Source organism: Bacillus sp. 0102A (genome assembly GCF_036765155.1).
Lineage (GTDB): Bacteria > Bacillota > Bacilli > Bacillales > Bacillaceae > Bacillus > Bacillus subtilis_G.
Window position 1 is genome coordinate 169,208 of record NZ_JBAIZW010000001.1, and the last position, 24,152, is coordinate 193,359.

Genomic DNA, 24,152 nt, shown 5'->3' on the forward strand with positions numbered 1-24,152 from the left:
TATTCCTTAAGACGCAAATTCAATAACAAAAAACCCCGAAGCCCTAAGGCGCTTCGGGGTTCACTATTACTTCATCCATTCAGTATGGAAGATACCTTCTTTATCTGTACGCTCATAAGTATGAGCGCCAAAGTAGTCACGCTGCGCTTGAATTAAGTTTGCAGGGAGTACAGCTGTGCGGTAGCTGTCATAGTAAGCTAATGCGCTTGAGAATGATGGCACCGGCACACCTTGGGCAACAGCAAGTGAAATCACTTGGCGAAGCGCTCCTTGGTAGCTTTCTACAATATTTTTGAAGTAGCTGTCAAGAAGCAGGTTGTCGAGCTCAGGTTCGCGATCGTAAGCTTCTTTGATCTTCTGAAGGAATGCCGCGCGGATGATGCAGCCCCCGCGGAAGATCATAGCAATTTCGCCATATTTCAGATCCCAGTTATATTCTTCAGAAGCAGCTTTCATTTGGGCAAATCCTTGCGCGTACGAACAGATTTTACTCATAAACAGCGCTTTTCTGACCGCTTCAATCAGCTCTTCTTTATTTTCTGTAACAGGCTTCACTTCCGGTCCTGAAAGAAGGCCGCTCGCTTTCACACGCTCTTCCTTCATCGCTGAGATAAAGCGCGCGAATACAGATTCAGTAATAATCGGAAGCGGAACGCCTAAGTCAAGCGCGCTTTGGCTTGTCCATTTTCCTGTTCCTTTTTGGCCTGCTTTATCAAGTATGACATCAACAAGAGGTTTGCCTGTCTCTTCGTCTTTTTTCGTGAAGATGTCAGCTGTAATCTCAATCAGGTAGCTGTCAAGCTCACCTTTATTCCATTCAGCGAAAACTTCATGGAGCTCATCAGCTGAGAGGCCAAGCACCTGTCTCAGAATGAAGTAAGATTCAGAGATCAGCTGCATATCTCCGTATTCAATCCCGTTGTGCACCATTTTCACATAATGGCCGGCACCGTCTGGACCGATATATGTCGTACAAGGTTCTCCGTCAACTTTTGCAGAAATCGCTTCAAGAATCGGCTTCACAAGCTCATGTGCTTCTTTTTGTCCGCCTGGCATGATAGAAGGCCCTTTAAGTGCTCCTTCTTCACCGCCGGAAACGCCTGTTCCGATAAAATGAATGCCGCTTTCTGCAAGTTCTTTGTTACGGCGCTGTGTATCTTTATAGTATGTATTACCGCCGTCAATTAAAATATCATCCTTTTCTAAATGAGGAAGAAGAGATTGAATTGTCGCATCTGTTGCAGTTCCCGCTTTCACCATTAATAAGATTTTACGCGGTGTTTCCAAGGATTGAACAAATTCTTCAATGCTGTATGTGCCAACAACATTTTTTTCTTTTGCCTCCTGCAAAAACTCCTCCGTTTTACTGCTTGATCTGTTGTAAACAGAAACAGAAAATCCCCGGCTCTCGATATTTAAAGCCAGATTCTTACCCATGACCGCAAGTCCGATAACTCCGATTTGTTGTTTTGACATATTCTAACGTCCCTTCTGCAAACGTTTAATCATTTTAAAATTTAAATTAAAATAAAATGATATTTATAATAAAGAAATTACCATACTTTCACCCTTTTTTTCAAGCTATTCACCTTTTCTTTTCATCCTGAAAAAAATCTTTATTAAAGCTTGTTCCCTTCGTTTTGCTCTCCTCCTTTTTTATCCTTGCCCCTTTTCTGATCAGCTTGGATCCGTACCTATCATTCAGCTTTTCCATCATCTGCTGAATGGGCTCATCCTTCGCATCTTCATTAAAACTGAACAAATCGAGCTGCTTATAGGCCTGTTCTTTTTCTACTAAATCCGTTCCGGTAATACCAAGCAGCCTGACAGGATTTTTATTCCAGTGTTTAAAAAAGAGGTGCTCCGCTTCTTTCATTATTTCACTTTTTTGATCGATCGGATTTTTCAGCGTGATGCTTCTCGTGATGGTTTTCCAATCTGCATATCTAATCATAATAAAAAGCTTCGAAGCCATGACTTCCTTTCGCTGTAAGCGATCACTCACGGAAGCGGAAAGCTTTCTGAAAACGCCTAACAGCTCTTCTTCATCACTGGAATCGTGTGAAAGTGTCGATGAGTTGCCGACACTTTTAAATTCGTAAATGCGTTCCGGGTCAACCGGCGCATGGTGAATGCCGTTTGCTTTCTGTTTAAGACGCGGGCCGTTGATGCCAAGCAGGCGTTTCAGCGAGTGTTCATCAGCTGCAGCTAACTCTCCAATCGTATGAATGCCGAGTCCCTTCAGCTTTTCCGCTGTCTTTTTGCCGACTCCGTGCATCTCTCCAACAGGAAGCGGCCAAAGGATATCAGGCACTTGTCTCTTTCTTAAAATCGTGATGCCAAGCGGTTTTTTCATATCAGACCCCATCTTAGCGAGAAATTTATTCGGCGCGATCCCTATGCTTGACGGAAGCAGCAGCTCTTTTTGCAGCCTGCTTTGGATTTCTTTTGCCGTCTCCAGAGCGCGGCTGCTGTATGGTGTATCGGTCATATCCATATAGCCTTCGTCAATGGAGACAGGCTCCACCAGGTCAGTATATTCACGGAGGATGTTAAACATCGCTCTTGAAGAGTTTCTATAGCGGTCAAAGTTCGGCGGAAGAACGATTAGCTCAGGACAATTGCGCTTCGCTTCCCAAACCGGCATCGTTGTTTTAACGCCGCGCGCTCTTGCTTCGTAGCTGCATGTCACCACGATGCCCTTTCGCTCCTTTACATTTCCGGCAACTGCGACCGGCTTCCCCCGGAGAGCCGGATCATATGCCATTTCCACCGATGCATAGAAGCTATTCATATCAATATGGAAAATAATTCGGCCCTTTCCCTGCATAAATAAATCTCCTTTTCGTTCATTAGACAACGGCTTGTACATATAGTAAAATGAAGGTATTGAATGGATGTGATGACAATGTTTGTGGAATCGATAAATGACGTTTTATTCTTAGTCGATTTTTTCACAATTATTCTTCCGGCTCTGACTGCAATTGGGATTGCGTTTCTTTTACGAGAATGCCGTGCCGGCGAGCAATGGAAATCAAAACGAACAGACGAACATCAGACGGTCTTTCAAATAAACCGAACAGACTTTCTCATTATTATATATCATCGCATTACAACTTGGATACGTAAAGTCTTCCGCATGAATTCGCCTGTGAACGATGATGAAGACGCCAGTTCCCTTCTTTTATAAACCGCATTTATAAAAAGGAGGAGAACAAATTGTTAAAAACATATCAAAAACTTTTGGCTGTAGGTATCTTTTTGATCGTATTATGCTCGGGCAATGCAGCGTTTGCGGCGACTAATCAGGTGGGAGGCCTCAGCAACGTCGGTTTTTTCCACGACTATTTAATCGAACCGTTTTCCGCTCTGCTTAAAGGTGTTGCCGGACTGTTTCACGGAGAATACGGACTGTCTATTATTCTCGTAACCATTATTGTGCGTGTGGTTGTACTGCCTTTGTTTGTCAATCAGTTTAAAAAACAGCGTTTGTTCCAAGAGAAAATGGCGGTTATTAAACCCCAGGTTGACAGCATTCAGGACAAATTGAAAAAGACGAAGGACCCAGAACAGCAAAAAGAACTGCAAACGAAAATGATGAAGCTGTATCAGGAGCACAATATCAATCCGCTTGCCATGGGATGTCTCCCAATGCTGATTCAGTTCCCTATTTTGATTGGGTTTTATTACGCGATTCGCTCTACACCTGAAATTGCGTCACACTCGTTTTTATGGTTCAGTTTAGGACAATCTGACATTCTCGTGTCTCTTAGTGCGGGAGCTATGTACTTTATTCAGGCCTATGTTGCTCAAAAACTGAGCGCAAAATATTCCGCTGTTCCGCAAAACCCGGCAGCTCAGCAATCAGCCAAACTGATGGTGTTCATCTTCCCTGTGATGATGACGATTTTCTCGCTTAATGTTCCTGCAGCCCTTCCGCTGTACTGGTTCACAAGCGGGCTGTTCCTAACAGTGCAAAACATCGTCCTTCAGATGACACACCATAAAACTAAAAAAGCAGCTGCTCTTACTGAGCCGGTGAAATAAAAAGCAGTTTCATATTTGTTGATATTATCCCCTTTAAGTAAGTGGACCGGAGAAGCAGAGTCCTACTTACTTAAAGGGGTATTTTTATGAAAAAATCTAAAAAACGTATATAAAAAAAGGCAACAAATCAACTGAGCTAAACCTCGTCAATGTCCAATAAATGGAGCAGAATCAACCATGATTGAGGAGTTTTCATATCATTATATATGTAAAAAGCTTTGCAAAATGTAGAATCAGATATACTAAAAGGAAAGATCAGACTCGTGTGACAATTGACAATGTTTATTAGAGAATACATTAATCTAGCGTATCTAATTAAAATCCACAACCAACTAATTCAGTTTCAACCAATTAAGATAATCGTCTAATAAATCAATTTAAGCATAATGAAAATCAATACAATTGAAGAAATATTCAAAAAAAGGATGTAAGTGAATTCCTTTAGACAGTGACCGAGAATTTCTTTCACCTTACATTAATCCAATAAGTTATGGAAATTACACCGCGAAACAAAACACGTCAGAATACATACTTTAGCCTACCACCTGCATTTTTAACTTTTATAACAACGTATTAATTTTTTAAGAAAGGCTTCTTCTGTAAAACTTAACAATCTACTTCCCTTCTCCTTATACATTTTTAGTAATCTACTTTTACGGAATTAAGTCTATAACTATTAAGGTATCTATGGTCTATCCAATGAATATGCTAATGATAAAGAAAGCTTTGATTAGAAAATAGGTACTGATAAGCAAAAAAACGATTGATAAAGAAAGTCTTTTTTTGTTTTTTATTTCTTGAACTAATTTAAATATGAAAAATATAGCCAAAAAGAAAGTTATAATATAGTCAATATTTTGTAAGAGTACTGCCATAATTTATCCCTCACTTAATTGTTGCCCTTAAATATAGAGCAAGAAGCAAATATTAATGTCATTCCAAAGTTGATTTTTTGATTTAAAATCTTATATATTCGTTATTATTTATTAATAATAAATCCAAGGCAATCATTGCAAATGATACAAGCCCCTTAAAGAAACCAATCGCGAGATGAAACCTATAGAACCTATTAAAATCTGTCATTTTAATTAAAAAGGAAATTTGGCATAAGATCGCACTGTAAGGGGACCTATAACAACTAAATATGGATTATAAGTGTCTACTTGTGTTTTCTCTATCAGCTTCGTTAAAAAAGATGGAAACCGGGAATACCTTTACTCATATCTAAATGAAAGGAGCATATACGTGACGGAACGCTTTCAACAAAAAAATATGTCTGTGCCTGAGGGAATGTGGATCATGAGACAAACATGGAATGATGTCTTATTTGCCCACTGGCCTGTTGATGCTTCTAACCTTCGGGCTAGGATTCCGCCGGTTTTAGAGTTAGATACATATAACGGACAAGTTTGGATCAGCATGCTTCTCTTTATGCTCACGAACTTGAGGGCGCGTTTTCTCCCTGCCATTCCCGGTGCGCGTGCGTTTCCTGAGCTTAACCTCCGCACCTATGTCACATATAAAGGCAAACCCGGCATTTATTTTTTCAGCTTAGATGCTGATCATCGGCTGGCGGTCCTGGGCGCTCGCACGTTCTTTCATTTACCTTATTTTTACGCGGATATGAAAGCTGAAAAAATGGTGATGGCATTGACTATCTCTGCAAGCGGAGAGGCGACGGAGAAGCAGCATTCCGCGCCGCATACCGGCCCATTTCAGCTCCTTTTACAGCGGAAGAGGATGCTCTCGATTATTGGCTGACGGAACGATACAGACTCTACACCACTTATCGCAACAAGCTCTATTACGAAGACATTCATCATCATCCTTGGCTGTTACAAAATGCCGAAGCCAAGTTTTCAGTCAATACGATAGCTGAAGCTCACGACATTTCATTGCCAGAGTCAGACCCTTTGCTTCATTTCGCTAAAAAACAGGACGTGTTATTTTGGCCGCTTAGGCAATGGCGCTGAATGCAAGAAAAAACCCGATGCGGGCAAGCGCACTCGGGTTTTCCTTTTTTATTTCGCCGCCTCTTCAATAATGGCAACAACCATTTCCGCGGTTTTAACGAGTTCTTCAATCGGCATTTTTTCATTTTTTGTATGAATTTGCTCATAACCGACAGCAAGGTTGACCGTCGGAATGCCATGACCTGCAATCACGTTCGCGTCGCTTCCGCCGCCGCTTGTTTGCAGCTCGCTCGGGCGCCCGATTTTAGCTGCCGCTTTCTTCGCAATTTCAACAACTTGGTCGCCGTCTTGATATTTGAAGCCCGGATACATCACTTCAATTTCGACTTCCGCGCGTCCGCCCATATCAGCAGCGACCGCTTCAAAAGCAGCTTTCATTTTTTGAACCTGACCTTCCATTTTCTCAGGAACTAAAGAACGTGCTTCCGCAAGAATATGGACTTCATCGCACACAATATTTGTTTGTGTGCCGCCTTCAAACCGGCCGATGTTTGCTGTTGTTTCTTTGTCGATGCGGCCCAATGGCATTTTTGAAATGGCTTTGCTAGCGATTGTGATGGCAGAAACGCCTTTTTCAGGTTCAACCCCGGCATGTGCGGTTTTCCCGTAAATTACCGCTCTTACCTTCGCCTGTGTCGGCGCGGCCACAATGATATTCCCGACTTTTCCGTCTGAGTCAAGGGCATAGCCGTAGGATGCCGTGATCATAGAACGGTCAAGCGCCTTCGCTCCGATCAGGCCTGATTCCTCACCTACTGTGATGATGAATTCAATCGTGCCGTGCTCAATGTTTTCTTCTTTCAGTACTTTAATCGCTTCAAACATTGCAGCCAGCCCCGCTTTATCATCAGCGCCTAAAATTGTAGTGCCGTCTGTTTTGACATAGCCTTCTTCAACAACCGGTTTTACGCCGTTTCCGGGCACAACTGTGTCCATATGAGATGTAAAATAGATCGTATCTGCTTGTTTTGTCCCTTTTAATGTGCAGATCAGGTTTCCGGCTCCATGACCAGTGATATCCATTGTATCGTCTTCTTTTACATCCACACCTAAATCAGAAAATTTTTGTTTCAGCACTTTGCAAATTTCTGCTTCGTGTTTTGTTTCTGAGTCAATTTGGACAAGCTCTAAAAATTCTTCCAGCAGGCGTTTTTCATTCACCATTTGTAAGTCCCTCCATATTAAAGCGGTATGTTACCGTGCTTTTTTTTCGGCCTCTCTTCTGTCTTATGTGCAAGCATGTAAAAGGCTTGAATCAGCCTTTTCCTAGATTCTTCAGGCAAAATGATGTCATCGACCATTCCGCAGGCCGCCGCTTTGTACGGGCCGGCGTTTTGCTTTTTGTATTCAGCCGTTTTTTCACGTTTTGTCTTTTCCGGGTCTGCCGAAGTTTTTATGTCCTTTTCATACAAAATCGATGCCGCGCCTTCTGAACCCATCACTGCGATTTCAGCATTCGGCCACGCAAACACAAGGTCCGCTCCGATTGCTTTGCTGTTCATGGCCACATAGGCGCCGCCGTACGCTTTTCTGATAATGAGCGTGACTTTTGGGACGGTCGCTTCTGCATAGGCATACAATAATTTTGCGCCGTGCCTGATAATTCCGTTATGCTCCTGCTGAATACCAGGAAGAAATCCCGGCACATCCTCGACAGTTAACAGTGGTATATCAAATGCGTCACAAAAACGGATGAACCTTGCCGCTTTATCAGCAGCGTCAATCGTCAGGCTGCCCGCCAGATGCTTCGGCTGGCTCGCAACGATGCCGATTGTTTTTTCACACAGCCTTGCAAACCCGATGACAATGTTTTTCGCAAAAAACGGCTGAATTTCAAAAAAAGACTGCCGATCTGCCAGCTCTTTAATCACCGTCCGCACATCGTACGGCTTTGTCGTGTCAGCGGGCACGAGACGGTTTAATAACGGCCTTGAGACCTCTTTCTCTGGCTGCGGCACTGTTGTCTGGCCCTTCAGCGGCAAATAAGACAGCAGTTTTTTCACCCCTGTCAGAACCTCCTTCTCCGTATGTCCGGAAAAGTGGGCGTTCCCGCTGACGGCATTATGTATCCCCGCTCCGCCTAAGCTCTCCGCATCTACCTGTTCTCCTGTCACTTTTTCAATCACCTTTGGCCCGGTAATAAACATCCGGCCGGTCTGTTCAGCCATAAAGATAAAATCTGTGAGGGCCGGAGAGTATACAGCGCCTCCAGCACACGGCCCTAAAATAACCGATATTTGCGGAATGACTCCTGAATATAAGACGTTTCGGTAAAATATGTGACCGTATCCATCTAATGATACCACACCCTCTTGAATTCTCGCACCACCTGAGTCATTCAGCCCGATAATCGGCGCCTTATTTTTTGCTGCCAGATCCATCAGAGCGCAGATTTTTTTGGCATGGGTTTCGCCGAGCGCCCCGCCGAACACTGTGAAGTCCTGCGCAAATACATATACAGAGCGGCCGTCAATTGTGCCGTATCCTGTTACGACCCCATCGCCTAAAATGCGCTGTTCTCTTGTTAGCGCTTGGCTTTCCATGAAGGGATGCAGCTCGATAAAGCTGCCCTGATCAAGAAGAAATGTGATCCTTTCACGAGCGGTGAGCTTTCCCTTTTGCCGCTGCTGGGCCAGTTTTTCATGTCCTCCGCCTTGTTCTGCCTGCCTGCGCCTCGTGTATAAATGATCAATGTGCTCATTCATGTTCATTGGTTTCTCCTTTCGGCTCGCAAAGCTCTACAAGAACGCCGTTTGTTTCCCGCGGTGAAAGAAAGGCGATCCATTTCCCGTTTGCTCCCTGTCTTGGATACCTGTCGATCAATTGAACTTGCCGGTCAGACAATGCTTGCAGCTGTTCAGATAAGCTGGTGCATAAAAATGCAACATGATGCAGCCCCTGCCCTTTCTTCTCCAAAAAGAAACGGACGGGGCTGTCAGATGTCAGCGGCTCAATCAGCTCCAGTTTGACGCTTCCCGCTTGAAAAAAAGCAACATTCACCTTTTGCTCTTCAACCGTTTCTTGATGAAGAAACGCAAGCCCCAATACGTCTTCATAAAAGCTTCTCGCTTCTTCTATCGAAAAAACGGCTATCCCGATATGGTCAAGCCTGTTCATTTTCATCCCTGCTTTCCGCCAATAGATATTACTTGTCCGCCCCCTCAAAACACGCTAAAATATAGACAGATTGTCTAAGGAGTGAAATCATGTCTCAAAAACTGATGAAAAGCGTTTTGATCGTGATTTTGGGAGTTTTTATTCTTTCAACTGTACTCTCAGGAATCGTCATGTTCTTATAATGATAAAAAAGCAGGCAGCCTTATTGAATGGGAACATCCTGCTTTTTTATCAGAGCTTTATGTTCAATGGCAATCTCTTCAAAAGAGCGGGAGTCGTCCGTAATCAACACTCTCGTACCCACCGGAATCGTTTGAAACAGATGAACGACTTCATCGTTATGCATACGTATACAGCCATTAGACACAAATTTCCCTACCGATTCATCCCGGTTTGTCCCATGAATTCCGTAAATCCGCCCGTCTGTCCCTTTCGCGTCAAATCCGATCCATCTTGCTCCAAGCGGATTGTCAGGAGATCCCCCTTCAATATTTTTCTTTCTGTAGTAAGGATTCGCCGCTTTTACTGTTATCGAAAATTCTCCTTCAGGCGTTAAATCGTCTGTTTTTCCGGTCGCCACGCTGTACACGCCTTCTACTTTGTTGTCGATGATGACAGCGAGTTCGTTTGTTCTCTTGTTGACAATGACATACGGATCACCCGGCAGCGGATTGTCGCCGAGCGGCCAAATCGGTGACATCATCATGATAAAAATCGAACATAAGAAAAAACGCATAAGCTCCTCCTTTTTCATTAGGTTGACCAATGAAGGAAGAGCTCATGCGAATCATGCGAGTGATTTTTGCGCTTTTATTCCTTTAAAATAACTTTTAATCACTAAATATTGTTCCATTTCCCCGAGAAGATGGAAGAGAGCGGCTCTCGCTTCAAATTCCTCTCTTGTCGCCGGAAGCGGCATCTCCTCAAATTCTTTTCTCATATCGGCAAGCCTTTTCAGAAATTTGTACGCCGTATTTCCCGGGTGTATCGCTTCCCGCAAATCGTGAATAAATGCTGCGATCATTTTTCCCTGATCTACCGTAATGGAGATAGAAGTCACTTTAGGGAGAAGGCGTTCGATAATTTCAAATTGCTTTTCTCTCATTTTAAAATAATGATAATGCAAATTTTCGTAGCGCAGAATGTGGTTTTGCACATCTCGGTATGCCAGGTTTTTAGCTTCCGTGATAAGCTGATGCGTTTCCGGAATTTCTTTTCCAGTCCAATCTTGCTCACCAGTTAACAAATACCGCTCTATTTCTGCGAAAATGACGGCAAAGTTATCCTCTATCTTTTTGCGATAGGCAATCAGCTTCCGGTCAAGGCTCGGCATATACAAGTTCATCAAAAGAGCGACGCCGATACCAACCGTAATCAATTGAACTTCATTCCAAATGAAAGCAAGCGTTATGCCGCCCGACATATACAGATGAAGAATAATAACGGAACTTGTGACGATTCCCTCATTAATTTTTAACAGGACCGTTATCGGGATGAATATCAAAAGGAGCGCTCCGATAACAAACGGGTGATAGCCAATCAGCTCGAAAAAGAGATAAGAAAAAAGAATTGCCAAACAGCATGCCGCAAAGCGGGCCCACGATGCCTGAAGCGACCGTTTTTGTGTGATTTGAATGCACAAAATGGTGATGATTCCTGCTGATGCGAAGTTTTGCAAATGCAATAGCTGGCTTAAATAAATAGCCAAAGCTGTTCCAAGCGCTGTCTTTATTGTGCGGTAACCAATTTTAAACATGTCGGACTCCATTTCTATTTGTTTCTTCAATAAAAAAGAAGAAGCGATAAAGCCTTCTTCTTTTTTCTATATTCTATAATATTTTTTCTAAAAAGTCCTGCGCTCTTTTGGATTTTGGCGATAGAAAAAATTCTTTCGGATTGCCGTCCTCGACAATCATTCCCTGATCCATAAACAGCACGCGGTCTGCCACTTCTTTTGCGAAGCCCATTTCATGCGTGACAATCACCATGGTCATACCGGTTTCAACCAGCTCTTTCATCACCTGGAGCACTTCTTTGACCATCTCCGGATCAAGTGCAGAGGTCGGTTCGTCAAACAGCATGATGTCCGGATTCATCGCAAGAGCCCGGGCGATGGCGACACGCTGTTTTTGCCCGCCTGATAACCGGTTTGGATAGTCATTTCGCTTTTCAAACAAACCGACTTTGCGGAGCAGCTCTTCGGCTTTTTCCTGCGCAGCCTGTTTTGATTCTTTTTTGACATTGACAGGCGCGTACATAATATTTTCGAGAACTGTTTTGTGCGGAAAGAGATGAAAATGCTGAAAAACCATCCCGATGTTTTCCCGGACCTTTAATGTGTTGGTTTTCTGCTTCGTGATCTCTTTGTCTTTGATTGTAATGGTACCGCCGTTGGGTTTTTCCAACAGGTTTAAACAGCGAAGGAACGTTGATTTGCCTGAGCCTGAAGGGCCGATCACGGCAACAACCTCACCTTCAGTGATTGTTGTTGAAATGTCTTTTAGTACTTCATGTTTCCCAAATGATTTTGACAGCTGTTCAACCTTAATCATTGGATTTCAGCTTCCTTTCTACAGCCTTGCCGATAAACGTTAAAATCAGGACAAGCACATAATAAATCAATCCGGCGATAATGAGCGGCTCAAGGTAATTGTACGTGGCGGCGCCAGCTTGATATGCGCGTCTCATAACATCACCAAGCCCGATAACAGTGACGATCGCCGATTCTTTTGTTAATGTAATTAATTCATTCAAAATTGCAGGTGATATATTTTTAAAAGCCTGCGGCAACAGGAGATCCTTCATCATTTTGCCGTACGGAACCCCCAGTGCGACAGCCGCTTCTCTTTGGCCTTTATCAATGGCGTTGATTCCGGCTCTGATAATTTCCGATACATAAGCGGCGGAATTCAATGACAATGCGACAACTGCTGCCCAAAACTGGTCAATTTGAAATCCGAGCAGCTGAGGAAGCCCGAAATAGACAATCATAAGCTGCAGCACTAAAGGCGTGCCGCGGAACACTGATGTGTAAAAATCAGCGATCCAGACAAGCGGGCGGAACGTGCTGATCTTGCATAAGCTTAGCACAATACCGAGTATAAGTCCGATAATGGCTGATACAACGACAATTTTCAAAGTAATTGCCAAACCTTCTAATATAAAAGGAATTTGGGGGATCGTTGCTGAAAAATCCAAATTCATAGTCTTTGTCTCCTTTTCTTACAGGAAAAAAGATTTCCTATTCAATAAAAAGGCTCAACGAAAAAGTTGAGCCGCTTTTCTTACTTCTGGCCAGTGAACCATTTTTTCTTCAATTTCTCAAGTTCTCCGTTATCTTCCATTTCCTTGAGCGCTTTATTGAATTTGTCTGTCAGTTCACTGTCCTTTCTGAAAGCAATCGCTGAACCGGCTTCCTCCGCTTTGGCATCAGGAATCACGAAGCCTTGCAGGTCGTCGTTTGACTCGAAATACCCTTCTGCTACCATGTCTTCGATAATCGCGGCATCGAAGCGGTCAGATTTAATTTCTTGCACCAAATCAGAAATTCTGTTGCGGTCTTCTGTTTTAAAACCATATTCCGGAGAAAGCTCTTTCCCCTTCTCTTCTTGAATAGAGCCAAGCTGAACGCCGACTGTTTTTCCTTTCAGGTCTTTCAGAGATGTAATGCCGCTGTCTTTTTTGCTGACAATCATATGGTTCGCTGTGTAGTACACATCGGAAAAATCAACTTGTTTTTTACGATCAGGCGTCGGAGTCATTCCTGACAGAACCAGATCCACCTGTTTTGATTTCAGCGCTGTGATTAAGCTGTTGAAATCCATATCCTGCACTTCAATTTCGTAGCCCGTCTTCTTCGCCAGCGCTTTTGCCAAATCTACATCAAAGCCGACAATTTGATCGCCTTCTTTATATTCAAACGGTTTGTAATCCGCCGAAGTTCCCATAATTAATTTTTTCTTGCCGCCTTCTGCACCTGAATTGCTTGAGCCGCAAGCGGATAGTGCTAAAGTGATGCAGGCAGCTACAAGTAATAAGAGCCATTTTTTCATGATCCATTTCCCCCATATTCATTACTTTTAGTGTATTTGAATATTTATTCGTTAATTTGTATTTTAAACAGTTTCTTATTTTTATGCAATAGTATTTTTAAAAATTATCTTTAAGCTTATTTTTCCAACGATATCTTTTTGTTATTACTTAAGGAAAATAGATTCACTGTACAATCTAATTGAATAATCCCTTAATAATTATTCATATCTTCAGGGCATTTTATGCATAAAAAAACCCGAGCCACTTAGGCACCCGGGTTGTTCGTCTTATACTTCTTCACAATATTCTTCAAAGGCTTCTTGCAGCTTTGCCACAACTGCCATCGGCTCATGGCCTTCAATTTCATGGCGCTCGACCATTTTCATGATTTTTCCGTCTTTCAAAATCGCAAAGGATGGGGAAGATGGCGGATATCCTTCAAAATAGTCACGCGCTCGCGCTGTCGCTTCTTTATCCTGTCCGGCAAAGACGGTAACGAGGTGATCAGGTCTTTTATCATAGTGAACGGAATGGTATGCGGCCGGTCTTGCAATTCCTCCGGCACATCCGCACACAGAGTTTACCATGACTAAAGTCGTTCCTTTTTTCGCAAGTGTCTCATCCACCTCTTCAGCTGTTTTCAGCTCAGTGTATCCGGCAGCTGTAATTTCTTGTCTCGCTTGGCGGACAATATCATTCATAAATAAATTAAAGTCCATGTTCAATGAAGACCTCTCCTTTTTTATCATCTGTTCTTATCATAGCAAGGAAACGTCTATATCGGCAAATGACATTGCTTGGCCGTACACTTTTTTCTATTAGTTTACAGCTTACAGAAAAAGGGGATGATATAACCAGATGTAAAATAAAGGAGCAGTTTTGTATGAGCCATCGGAAAGCATTATTGATTCATAACGGAAATGCCGGCAACAAACATACAGAAAAAGCATTAGGGGCTGTGGTGCCGGTCTTATCACAACATTTAGATGAGGTGATCATTAGACAAACAAAGAATAACGATGATGCGTTTCATTTTTGCCAATCCATTGATGGTTCTGTCGACACCGTCTTTATTCTCGGCGGCGACGGCACAGTCCATCAATGCATTAACGGCATCAGCGCTTTAGAAAGAAAACCCGCTGTCGGAATTTTGCCCGGCGGCACGTGCAATGACTTTTCAAGAGTGCTGGGCATCCCTCAAAATCTCGCAAAAGCGGCGGAAGCACTTCTGTCAGGAACAAAAACGAGCGTAGATGTATGTCAAATGAACGAGCATTATTTTTTAAATTTCTGGGGGATCGGCCTGATTACAGAAACGTCGAATCAAATCAACGAAACGGCTAAAGCATTATTTGGAAAAATCAGCTATTTTACAAGTGCATTAAAAACCGTCTCATCTGCTGAATCGTTCCCGATGACATTAAGAATTGATGGAAAAGAAATGAAAGAAGAAGCCGTTATGCTGCTTGTGATGAACGGACAATACATTGGAACGAACCGAATTCCCCTGCCGAATGCCAGTATAGAAGACGGCTTACTCGATATCCTCATTTGCCGCAGCACCAATCTCTCCGCATTGCGGGAGCTGATGAGCATGGAACAGGGCACAATTGACCGGTTTGCCGGAGAGCTGTCCTATATCCAAGCCTCCCGGATCGAAATTGAAACAGACACCTCCCAAAAGGCGGATACAGATGGAGAAATCTATACTCATACGCCCGCAGTGATTCAAGTCCTACCGCAGCACATTGAAATGCTTGTCCCGTGCAGTGAATAAGGATCGGAACACTGTTAGAAAGATGATGTAAATCCGTTGACTCTCCCCTAAGAGGAGGCCTTACAGTATAGGAGATACACTTTCGAAAAAGGGGAAGTCACATGAAGAAACAAAATATGACCTTAACGATATTATTAACTAATTTATTTATTGCTTTTTTGGGGATCGGGCTGGTGATTCCGGTAACGCCTACCATTATGAATGAATTGCATTTATCGGGAACCGCGGTCGGCTATATGGTTGCGTGCTTCGCTGTTACACAGCTTATTGTTTCACCAATAGGCGGGCGATGGGTTGACCGCTTCGGACGTAAAATCATGATCGTGATCGGTCTGTTTTTCTTTAGCGTTTCGGAGTTTTTATTCGGCATCGGAAAAACAGTTGATATGTTATTTATCTCCCGGATGCTTGGCGGGATCAGCGCCGCCTTCATTATGCCCGGGGTCACGGCTTTTATCGCAGATATCACAACCATTAAAACACGGCCGAAAGCGCTTGGTTATATGTCAGCCGCTATTTCAACAGGCTTTATCATCGGCCCAGGTATCGGGGGATTTTTAGCGGAAATTCATTCCCGTCTGCCTTTTTTCTTTGCGGCAGCCTTTGCATTGTTAGCAGCCATTTTATCAATGCTCACGCTGCGCGAGCCGGAACGAAACCATGAAAATCAGGACATAAAAGGGCAGAAGACGGGCTTCAAACGGATTTTTGCCCCCATGTATTTCATTGCTTTTCTCATCATTTTGATTTCGTCTTTTGGCTTAGCGTCATTTGAATCGTTATTTGCGTTATTCGTTGATCATAAATTTGGATTTACGGCCAGCGACATTGCCATTATGATTACAGGAGGTGCGATTGTAGGCGCCATTACGCAAGTTGTCTTATTCGACCGTTTTACAAGGTGGTTTGGCGAAATCCATTTGATTCGGTATAGCTTAATCATCTCAACGAGTCTGGTTTTCTTGCTGACAATCGTGAATTCTTATTTTTCGATTCTGCTGGTTACTGTCACCGTATTTGTCGGATTTGACCTCATGAGACCGGCGGTAACGACTTATCTGTCAAAGATTGCGGGAAATGAACAGGGATTTGCCGGCGGTATGAACTCAATGTTTACAAGTATCGGCAATGTATTCGGACCTATTATCGGCGGAATGCTGTTCGATATTGATGTAAACTATCCATTCTACTTTGCAACGATAACTTTAGCCATAGGCATTGCGCTGACCATTGCTTGGAAAGCGCCTGCACATATTAAAGCCAGCACGTGATAAAAAGCGTATTCTTTGTATACTGCAAAGAGTGCGCTTTTTCATTATACTGATCATAGAAGGAGTGATGGCATGAAGGAATCGTATTACTCAATTGGAGAAGTATCAAAACTGGCAAACGTGTCGATTAAAGCGCTCCGTTATTACGATAAAATTGATTTATTTAAACCCGCCTATGTCGACCCGGATACAAGCTACCGCTATTATACGGATTCCCAGCTTTATCATCTGGATCTCATCAAATCATTGAAATATATCGGCACACCTTTAGAAGAGATGAAAAAGGCACAAGACTTAGAGATGGAAGAACTGTTTGCTTTTTATACAGAGCAGGAGAAGCAAATCAGGGAGAAATTGGAGTTTTTATCAGCATTGGAAGAAACCATTTCACTGGTGAAAAAGCGGATGAAACGGCAGATAGAATACCCTGCGCTCGGGGAGGTGTTTGTTTTAGATGAAGAAGAAACACGCATCATTCAGACAGAGGCAGAGGGAGTCGGACCTGAAAACGTGCTCAACGCCTCCTACAGCAAATTAAAAACATTTATCGAATCAGCAGATGGATTTGCGAACAATAGCTACGGTGCCACTTTCTCGTTTCTCCCGTACACCAGTATTGATGAAATGACTTACCGCCATATCTTTACGCCTGTATTGACGAATAAACAAATATCCGCCGTTACGCCGGATATGGAAATCACAACGATCCCTAAAGGCAGATATGTTTGCATCGCGTATCATTTTTCACCTGAGCATTATTTTCTCAACTTACAGAAGCTTATCAAGTATATCATAGACCGCCAATTAACAGTTGCCAGTGATGTTTACGAGTTAATCATACCGATTCATTACTCGCCGAAAAAACAAGAGGAATACCGGGTCGAAATGAAAATCAGAATTGCTGAGTCATGATGCATAAAAAAAGAGCATTTTTTGAAGTTATGTATCAAAAAATGCTCTTTCTGCTTATTAGTAAACAGATGTTTTCTCGTCAATCGATTCTAAAATTTGTTTTACTCGTCCGAGGAATCGTCCGCACACAAGGCCGTCAAGCACTCTGTGATCCAAGGACAGGCACAGATTGACCATGTCTCTGACAGCAATCATGCCATGATCCATGACAACCGGGCGATTGACGATGGATTCCACTTGAAGAATCGCAGCTTGAGGGTAATTGATGATACCCATCGACTGAACAGATCCGAACGAACCTGTATTGTTGACGGTAAACGTCCCTCCCTGCATGTCATCTGCTGAGAGTTTCCCCTCTCTCACTTTTTTAGCAAGGCCGTTAATTTCTCTCGCAATGCCTTTAATTGTCTTTTCATCAGCGTTTTTAATCACCGGAACAAATAAAGAATCCTCTGTGGCAACAGCGATTGAAATATTGATATCTTTTTTCTGAATGATTTTGTCTCCCGCCCACATGCTATTCATTTGCGGGAATTCTTTTAACGCCTGGGCGACCGCTTTTACAAAAAAGGCGAAGAACGTTATATTAAAGCCTTCTGTCTGCTTGAATGAATCTTTTATACTGTTGCGATATGCCACCATATTTGTGACGTCGACTTCCATCATCGTCCAAGCATGCGGAATTTCTGTTTTGCTGCGTTTCATATTGGAAGCAATTGCTTTTCTTACAGCTGTGACAGGGATTTCTTTATCTCCCGATGCAGACGCAGGATATGAAATCTCGTCCTTCGGCTCTGTTTTTGGTGCAGACTCTGCTGCAGGAGCTGCTGTTGTCGGCTCCTCAGGCCGCTTTTGCACACCGCCTGTTTCAATAATGCGCTGAATATCTTTTCGCGTAATGCGTCCGCCCGCACCTGATCCTGTCACTTGATCAAGATCAATGCCGTGCTCTCCGGCCAAACGGAGTACAGCTGGCGAGTACCGCTTTTTATTGGGCTGACTGTCTGCTTCGGAGCGGCTTTCTGCGGCAGGCGTCTCAGCTGCTGCTGACGCCTCTGGCTGCTCTTGTTTTTGTTGAGACGGATTCCCGCCTTCTGTTTCGATTTTGCAGATCATTTCTCCGACTTGCAGGGTCTGGCCTTCTTCTCCCACAAGCTCTGTTATCGTACCGGTAAAAGAAGATGGAACCTCTGCATTGACCTTATCTGTCATGACTTCCGCTATCGGATCGTATTTGTTCACTTTATCACCGGGGGCAATTAGCCATTTGCTGATCGTCCCTTCCGTCACGCTTTCTCCAAGCTGCGGCATCGTCATTTGTTCAATTGCCATGATTGTGTCCTCCTTACGTCTTTAAAACTCCGCTAACTCTTTCATCGCCGCTTCCACTTTATCAGGGTTGAGCATAAAGTATTTTTCCATTGTCGGCGCATAAGGCATAGCCGGAATATCAGGACCCGCAAGCCGTTTAATCGGCGCGTCTAAGTCGAAGAGACAATGCTCAGATATAATTGCGGCCACCTCACTCATGATGCTGCCTTCTTTTGTATCTTCTGTAACCAAAAGCACCTTACCGGTTTTGGATGCGGCTTCGATGATTGCTTCTTTATCAAGCGGATAAACCGTTCTTAAATCTACTACATGCACTGAAATTCCATCTTTTTCGAGACGCTCTGCAGCCTGTAACGCGAAGTGGACACACAGGCCATATGTGATCACTGTGATGTCATCGCCTTCCCGTTTGACATCAGCCTTGCCGATTGGCAGGACATAATCGTCTGCCGGAACCTCACCTTTTATCAGGCGGTACGCGCGTTTGTGCTCAAAAAACAGCACCGGATCTTCATCACGAACCGCGGCTTTTAAAAGTCCTTTCGCGTCATATGGCGTTGATGGCATGACAATTTTCAGTCCGGGCTGATTGGCAAAAATCGCTTCGACTGATTGAGAATGATAAAGGGCCCCGTGCACGCCTCCGCCGTATGGCGCTCTGACGACAATCGGACAGCTCCAGTCATTGTTGCTGCGGTAGCGGATTTTAGCCGCTTCAGAAATAATTTGGTTGATCGCCGGCATAATAAAATCAGCAAACTGCATTTCCGCAATTGGTCTCATCCCGTACATAGCCGCTCCGATACCGACTCCGGCAATCGCGGATTCAGCAAGCGGCGTATCCATAACACGCTCTTCGCCAAATTGTTCGTATAGGCCGGCGGTCGCTTTAAATACACCGCCTTTTCTCCCTACATCTTCCCCAAGGACAAAAACGCGAGGATCTCGTTCCATTTCTTCTTTCATCGCCAAATTGATTGCATCAATATATGACATTACTGACATTTGTTCTTCCTCCCTACTTCGCATACACATAATCAAGCGCTGACTCAGGAGCTGCATAAGGGGCGTTCTCCGCTTCATCCGTCGCTTCGTTTATGATGGCCATCATTTCATCCAGCATGGTTTGTTCTGTCTCATCGGACAGCAGGCCTGTTTCCTTTAAGTAAGCTTGATAAGTAAGCAGGGGATCGCTTTTTTTCGCTTCCTCTACTTCTTCACGGCCTCTGTAGCTGCTGTCATCGTCATCACTGGAATGTGGTGTAAGGCGGTAAGAAATTGTTTCAATTAATGTCGGGCCTTCTCCTCTGCGAGCCCGTTCGCGTGCTTCTTTGACCGCTTGATAAACTTCCAGGGGATCATTTCCATTCACGGTTACGCCAGGCATTCCATAGCCTACGGCACGGTCGGAAATGTTCTCACATGCGACTTGCTTATCGTAAGGCACAGAGATTGCGTATTTGTTATTTTCACACATGAAAATAACCGGCAGCTTATGGACAGCGGCAAAGTTTGCCCCTTCATGGAAATCGCCTTGATTTGAAGAGCCTTCACCAAATGTAACAAAGGCCGCAACATCCTTTTTCTCCATACGCCCCGCAAGCGCAATGCCGACCGCGTGCGGCACTTGTGTTGTAACTGGAGACGATCCTGTCACGATCCGGTTTTCCTTTTGGCCGAAATGTCCCGGCATTTGGCGCCCTCCTGAATTCGGATCTGCTGCTTTGGCAAACCCGGACATCATTAAGTCTTTTGCTGTCATGCCAAATGCGAGCACAACACCCATGTCTCTGTAGTACGGCAGTACATAATCCATTTCACGGTCAAGAGCAAAAGCCGCCCCTACCTGCGCTGCTTCCTGTCCTTGGCAAGAGATTACGAATGGAATTTTTCCAGAACGGTTTAACAGCCACATTCTTTCATCGATTTTTCTTGCTAACAGCATGGTTCTATACATATCAACGGCTTCCTGATCAGTCAGCCCTAGTGCTTGATGTCGGTTTGTACTCATTCAAGCCCCTCCTTTATGCTTTTAAAAATGAATGGCTTTGCCGTCTGCGGCAAGCGCTGCTTCTCCAATCGCTTCAGAAAGCGTCGGATGCGGGTGAATTGTTTGCCCGACCTCCCACGGCGTTGCGTCCAGCACTTTGGCAAGACCTGCTTCTGAAATCATGTCGGTGACGTGCGGGCCGATCATATGCACGCCGAGAATATCTTCCGTGTCACGATCCGCTACGATTTTTACAAATCCATCGCTTTCTCCGTATACAAGCGCTTTTCCAATTGCCATAAATGGGAACTTGCCGATCTTGACATTATGCCCGTTCGCCTTCGCTTCTTCTTCCGTTAAACCCACACTGGCAGCTTCAGGGCTTGAGTAGATGCACTTCGGTACAAGCGTTGGATCAAGCGGATGCGGATTGAGTCCAGCAATATGCTCAACAGCAATGATTCCTTCATGCGATGCGACGTGAGCTAATTGAAGACCTCCGATTACGTCCCCGATTGCATAAATATGAGATTCCTTCGTTTGGCAGCTTTCATTGACTGAAATAACACCATTTTCAGTGACAATATCAGTATTTTCAATGCCGATGCCTTCGATATTTGCCTGTCTGCCAATGGAAACAAGCATTTTTTCAGCAGAGTAAGTGACGGTTTCTCCGTCTTTTTCCGCTTGTATGCTGATGTCATCCGCCGTTTTTGTCATTGTGTCAGGCAGCACTTTTGCCCCTGTGACGAACTGAATGCCTTTTTTCTTAAGAAGACTTTCCATTTCTTTTGAAATGTCTGGATCTTCAGTCGGCAATATGCGATCCGCATATTCAATAACCGCTACCTCCACACCAAAATCATGAAGCATAGACGCCCATTCGATACCGATCACGCCGCCGCCGACGATGATGATCGATTTTGGCAGCTCCTCCATTTGGAGCGCCTCATCCGATGTCAATACAGACTTTCCGTCCGCTTCCAAACCCGGAAGCATTCTCGGTTTTGATCCTGTTGCAATGATGACTTGTTTCGGAATCAGCATGTCATTTTCTTCGCCATTTCCCCGCTCAACAGAAATCGTTCCCGGCAGCGGAGAGAAAATTGACGGTCCGAGGATACGGCCATATCCGTTGAACACGTCGATTTTTCCTTTTTTCATTAAATGATTCACACCGGCCGCCAGCTTATCAACAACAGCTTGCTTGCGCCGCTGCACTTTTTCAAAGTTGAGGGACACGCCTGCCGTTTCTACTCCGAATTGATCGGATTCACGAGCTGTCCGGTATACCTCTGCGCTTCTAAGCAGCGCTTTACTCGGGATACAGCCTTTATGCAGACATGTTCCCCCGAGTTTTTCCTTTTCCACAACGGCTGTCTTTAAGCCAAGCTGAGCGGCTCTAATCGCCGCAACATAACCGCCGGTACCGCCGCCCAAAATGACTACGTCATACTCAGTTGCCATGGTGACTCACTCCTGTCTGTCTATTCAATACGATATTGTTTGGATTGCTCTTCGCCCAGCAATACCCTGAGCGCCCCTTGGGCAAGAGACTGCAGTTCATTTTCTCCCGGATAGACTAAAACGTCTGAAATCCAATCTATGTATGAGCTGATACTGGAAACAAAGCTTTTGCCGTATGCCAAGCCGCCCGTCAGCACAATCGCTTCCACTTCACCTTTTAATGCCGCGCTGGCTGCCCCGATTTCCTTCGCTACCTGATACGCCATGGCATCAAAAATGAAGCGGGCTTTTTCATCGCCCCCCTGAATCATCTGTTCCACTTTTACTGCGTCATTCGTACCGAGATAGCCCAAAAGCCCGCCAGTGCCCACCAGTTTTTTCATGATTTCTTCTTTTGTATACTGTCCTGAATAACATAAATCGACGAGATCTCCCGCAGGCACTGTTCCTGCACGTTCAGGGCTGAATGGCCCCTCTCCGTGAAGGCCGTTATTGACATCGACCACCCGCCCGCGGTCATGGACGCCTATTGTAATACCGCCGCCCATATGGGTAACAATCATTTTCATGTTCTCATATCGTTTGCCGAGAGAGGCTGCCGCCTTACGGGCGACAGCTTTTTGATTTAACGCATGAAAAATGCTTTTCCGTTCAATCTCAGGCATGCCTGAGATTTTTGCGAGCACTGACATTTCATCTACGACAACAGGATCGACGATATATGAAGGGATATTCAGCCCGTCAGCGATTTCCCGCGCGATAATGCCGCCTAGATTCGAAGCATGCTGGCCGGCGTAGCCGCTTTTCAAGTCCTCAATCATGTCATCATTCACTTCATACGTTCCGCCTTCAATAGGCCGAAGAAGACCGCCTCTGGCGCAGACTGCATCAAACTTTGAAATATTGATTCCCTGTTCATGAAGCGTTTCAAGAATATGTTTTTTGCGAAATTCATACTGATCAATAATATGGTCAAATCGCTGCAGCTCTTCTATGTTGTGTCTCAATGTTTTTTCGAAAATGCCTCGTTCGCTATGAAAAACACCGATTTTCGTTGAAGTTGAGCCTGGATTAATAGTGAGAATGCGTTTTTCATCATGTAACACTTTCATAACCTCCAGATCAATTTCTTAACGTCTGCTTAATACACTATGGCCGTTTTGCAAAAACTGGCTTCTTGAACGGCGCATGCGTTCAATCCGTTCTTCTGCCAAGCGGTCAGCCGCTAAATACGTCGGAATGTCATCACGCTGAGAAATTTCAAGTACACGCTCAATATTGCCGTAAATGCCTTCAACTTTCTTCAATGCGCGTTCTGCATTATAGCCGTAAAGCTCATCTGCCACGTTGATGACGCCGCCCGCGTTAATGACATAATCCGGCGCGTAAACGATGCCCATTTCGTGAATTTGATCGCCATGGCGTGTTTCTTTTAATTGGTTGTTGGCCGCGCCCGCGATGACTTTCGCCTTCAGCTGTTTAATGGTGTCGTCGTTGATTGTCGCACCGAGTGCACACGGCGCATAAATATCGCAGTCTTGTGAATAAATCTCATCCGGATCAACTGCACGGGCGCCAAAATCTGCAACTGCGCGCTGTACTGATTGTTTATTGATATCGGTCACGATTAAGTTTGCCCCTTCCTCATGAAGGTGGCGGCATAGGTTATAGGCTACGTTCCCTACACCCTGTACAGCGATGGTTTTTCCTTCGAGAGAGTCAGTACCGAAAGCAGCTTTAGCAGCAGCTTTCATACCTCTGTACACGCCGTAAGCCGTAACTGGGGATGGATTTCCTGAAGATCCGAAAGCAGGAGAAATCCCTGTGACATAGTCTGTTTCATCATGAATGATGTCCATATCCTCAACCGTTGTGCCCACATCTTCAGCTGTAATATACCTGCCGTTCAAACCTTGAATATAACGGCCAAACGCGCGGAACATTTCCTCATTTTTATCTTTGCGAGGATCACCGATAATCACTGTTTTTCCGCCGCCAAGGTTTAAGCCTGCCGCCGCGTTTTTATAGGTCATGCCTCTTGCCAGCCTGAGCGCGTCTTCAATCGCCGCTTCTTCATTTTCATACGTCCACATTCTCGTTCCGCCAAGTGCCGGACCGAGCGTTGTATCATGAATCGCGATAATCGCTTTTAAGCCGGATTGTTCATCTTGGCAAAATACCAATTGTTCGTAATCGTATTTCTCCATATATTTAAAAAGTTCCATGTTCGTTCC

General features: G+C 44.3%; 23 protein-coding genes and 1 pseudogene. 7 read left to right on the top strand and 17 right to left on the bottom strand.

All coding sequences use genetic code 11. The features are described from left to right. Nucleotides 1–66: 66 nt before the first annotated feature. Entirely contained in the window at nt 67–1,476 is a 1,410-nt protein-coding gene (gndA, locus tag V6D41_RS00965; RefSeq protein WP_148961980.1) for an NADP-dependent phosphogluconate dehydrogenase, read from the bottom strand. 109 nt (nt 1,477–1,585) lie between these two features. Further along, a complete protein-coding gene (locus tag V6D41_RS00970) occupies nt 1,586–2,830 on the bottom strand; it encodes a DNA polymerase IV (RefSeq protein WP_333516978.1) in 1,245 nt (414 codons plus the stop codon). Between the two features lie 72 nt (nt 2,831–2,902). Between V6D41_RS00970 and mifM the strand changes: the two genes are divergently transcribed. The 3 genes and pseudogenes from mifM to V6D41_RS00985 all read left to right on the top strand — a co-directional run bounded on the left by mifM (nt 2,903) and on the right by V6D41_RS00985 (nt 6,020). After that, entirely contained in the window at nt 2,903–3,190 is a 288-nt protein-coding gene (gene mifM / locus V6D41_RS00975) for a membrane protein insertion/folding monitor MifM (RefSeq protein ID WP_075746683.1), read from the top strand. A gap of 29 nt (nt 3,191–3,219) precedes the next feature. Next, entirely contained in the window at nt 3,220–4,047 is an 828-nt protein-coding gene (locus V6D41_RS00980) for a membrane protein insertase YidC (protein ID WP_333516979.1), read from the top strand. Nucleotides 4,048–5,292: 1,245 nt separating this feature from the next. Beyond that, nucleotides 5,293–6,020: pseudogene (locus V6D41_RS00985) on the top strand (YqjF family protein). Nucleotides 6,021–6,068: 48 nt separating this feature from the next. Here the strand turns inward: V6D41_RS00985 and V6D41_RS00990 are convergent. Genes V6D41_RS00990 through mce form a run of 3 tightly spaced genes read right to left on the bottom strand, consistent with a single transcriptional unit; the run spans nt 6,069 to nt 9,137 of the window. Beyond that, nucleotides 6,069–7,184, bottom strand: a complete 1,116-nt coding sequence (locus V6D41_RS00990; protein ID WP_333516980.1) for a tripeptidase T — start codon at nt 7,182–7,184, stop codon at nt 6,069–6,071. Nucleotides 7,185–7,201: 17 nt separating this feature from the next. Next, nucleotides 7,202–8,725, bottom strand: a complete 1,524-nt coding sequence (locus V6D41_RS00995) for an acyl-CoA carboxylase subunit beta (protein WP_333517414.1) — start codon at nt 8,723–8,725, stop codon at nt 7,202–7,204. Continuing rightward, nucleotides 8,718–9,137, bottom strand: a complete 420-nt coding sequence (gene mce / locus V6D41_RS01000) for a methylmalonyl-CoA epimerase (protein WP_333516981.1) — start codon at nt 9,135–9,137, stop codon at nt 8,718–8,720. The genes V6D41_RS00995 and mce overlap by 8 nt, the downstream gene beginning before the upstream one ends. An 89-nt stretch (nt 9,138–9,226) precedes the next feature. Here mce and prli42 point away from each other — a divergent pair, with 89 nt between their 5' ends. Continuing rightward, nucleotides 9,227–9,319 (top strand): stressosome-associated protein Prli42, encoded by a 93-nt coding sequence (gene prli42, locus V6D41_RS01005; protein WP_003226489.1) that lies wholly within the window; start codon nt 9,227–9,229, stop codon nt 9,317–9,319. A gap of 20 nt (nt 9,320–9,339) precedes the next feature. On the opposite strand, the gene V6D41_RS01010 is transcribed toward prli42, so the two are convergent. The 6 genes from V6D41_RS01010 to brxB all read right to left on the bottom strand — a co-directional run bounded on the left by V6D41_RS01010 (nt 9,340) and on the right by brxB (nt 13,894). Further along, nucleotides 9,340–9,873: a L,D-transpeptidase gene (locus V6D41_RS01010; RefSeq protein ID WP_333516982.1), complete on the bottom strand. Its 534-nt coding sequence runs from the start codon at nt 9,871–9,873 to the stop codon at nt 9,340–9,342. A 51-nt stretch (nt 9,874–9,924) separates the two neighbouring features. Beyond that, nucleotides 9,925–10,893, bottom strand: coding sequence for an aromatic acid exporter family protein (locus V6D41_RS01015; protein WP_333516983.1), 969 nt, complete (start codon nt 10,891–10,893; stop codon nt 9,925–9,927). Between the two features lie 73 nt (nt 10,894–10,966). After that, entirely contained in the window at nt 10,967–11,689 is a 723-nt protein-coding gene (artR, locus tag V6D41_RS01020) for an arginine ABC transporter ATP-binding protein ArtR (protein WP_333516984.1), read from the bottom strand. Then, nucleotides 11,682–12,341 carry an arginine ABC transporter permease ArtQ gene (gene artQ, locus V6D41_RS01025; RefSeq protein WP_087990644.1) on the bottom strand — a complete coding sequence of 220 codons (660 nt, stop codon included), beginning with the start codon at nt 12,339–12,341 and terminating at the stop codon, nt 11,682–11,684. Before artQ ends, artR begins: the two co-directional genes overlap by 8 nt. A gap of 80 nt (nt 12,342–12,421) precedes the next feature. Further along, complete coding sequence (gene artP, locus V6D41_RS01030) at nt 12,422–13,189, bottom strand: arginine ABC transporter substrate-binding protein ArtP (RefSeq protein ID WP_333516985.1); 768 nt, start codon at nt 13,187–13,189, stop codon at nt 12,422–12,424. Nucleotides 13,190–13,456: 267 nt separating this feature from the next. Continuing rightward, nucleotides 13,457–13,894 carry a bacilliredoxin BrxB gene (gene brxB / locus V6D41_RS01035; protein WP_087990646.1) on the bottom strand — a complete coding sequence of 146 codons (438 nt, stop codon included), beginning with the start codon at nt 13,892–13,894 and terminating at the stop codon, nt 13,457–13,459. 158 nt (nt 13,895–14,052) lie between these two features. Here brxB and V6D41_RS01040 point away from each other — a divergent pair, with 158 nt between their 5' ends. From V6D41_RS01040 to bmrR, 3 genes are all read left to right on the top strand, one after another. Beyond that, nucleotides 14,053–14,946, top strand: a complete 894-nt coding sequence (locus tag V6D41_RS01040; protein WP_333516986.1) for a YegS/Rv2252/BmrU family lipid kinase — start codon at nt 14,053–14,055, stop codon at nt 14,944–14,946. A 101-nt stretch (nt 14,947–15,047) separates the two neighbouring features. Continuing rightward, nucleotides 15,048–16,217: a multidrug efflux MFS transporter Bmr gene (bmr, locus tag V6D41_RS01045; RefSeq protein WP_333516987.1), complete on the top strand. Its 1,170-nt coding sequence runs from the start codon at nt 15,048–15,050 to the stop codon at nt 16,215–16,217. Between the two features lie 72 nt (nt 16,218–16,289). Next, the gene (bmrR, locus tag V6D41_RS01050) at nt 16,290–17,129 is read left to right on the top strand and encodes a multidrug efflux transcriptional regulator BmrR (protein WP_333516988.1); all 840 of its coding nucleotides are present in this window, start codon (nt 16,290–16,292) and stop codon (nt 17,127–17,129) included. A gap of 57 nt (nt 17,130–17,186) precedes the next feature. On the opposite strand, the gene V6D41_RS01055 is transcribed toward bmrR, so the two are convergent. From V6D41_RS01055 to bcd, 6 genes are read right to left on the bottom strand one after another with little or no spacing between them, the layout of a single operon-like run. Continuing rightward, the gene (locus tag V6D41_RS01055; protein WP_333516989.1) at nt 17,187–18,461 is read right to left on the bottom strand and encodes a dihydrolipoamide acetyltransferase family protein; all 1,275 of its coding nucleotides are present in this window, start codon (nt 18,459–18,461) and stop codon (nt 17,187–17,189) included. 21 nt (nt 18,462–18,482) lie between these two features. Further along, a complete protein-coding gene (bfmBAB, locus tag V6D41_RS01060) occupies nt 18,483–19,466 on the bottom strand; it encodes a 3-methyl-2-oxobutanoate dehydrogenase subunit beta (protein ID WP_333516990.1) in 984 nt (327 codons plus the stop codon). A 13-nt stretch (nt 19,467–19,479) separates the two neighbouring features. Beyond that, nucleotides 19,480–20,472: a 3-methyl-2-oxobutanoate dehydrogenase subunit alpha gene (gene bfmBAA, locus V6D41_RS01065; protein ID WP_010328314.1), complete on the bottom strand. Its 993-nt coding sequence runs from the start codon at nt 20,470–20,472 to the stop codon at nt 19,480–19,482. A gap of 21 nt (nt 20,473–20,493) precedes the next feature. Further along, on the bottom strand, nt 20,494–21,918 hold the full coding sequence (gene lpdA, locus V6D41_RS01070) for a dihydrolipoyl dehydrogenase (protein WP_333516991.1): 1,425 nt from the start codon (nt 21,916–21,918) through the stop codon (nt 20,494–20,496). Nucleotides 21,919–21,938: 20 nt separating this feature from the next. Beyond that, nucleotides 21,939–23,030, bottom strand: coding sequence for a butyrate kinase (gene buk / locus V6D41_RS01075; RefSeq protein ID WP_148962000.1), 1,092 nt, complete (start codon nt 23,028–23,030; stop codon nt 21,939–21,941). Nucleotides 23,031–23,048: 18 nt separating this feature from the next. Beyond that, nucleotides 23,049–24,143: a branched-chain amino acid dehydrogenase gene (gene bcd / locus V6D41_RS01080; protein ID WP_333516992.1), complete on the bottom strand. Its 1,095-nt coding sequence runs from the start codon at nt 24,141–24,143 to the stop codon at nt 23,049–23,051. Nucleotides 24,144–24,152 lie beyond the last annotated feature (9 nt).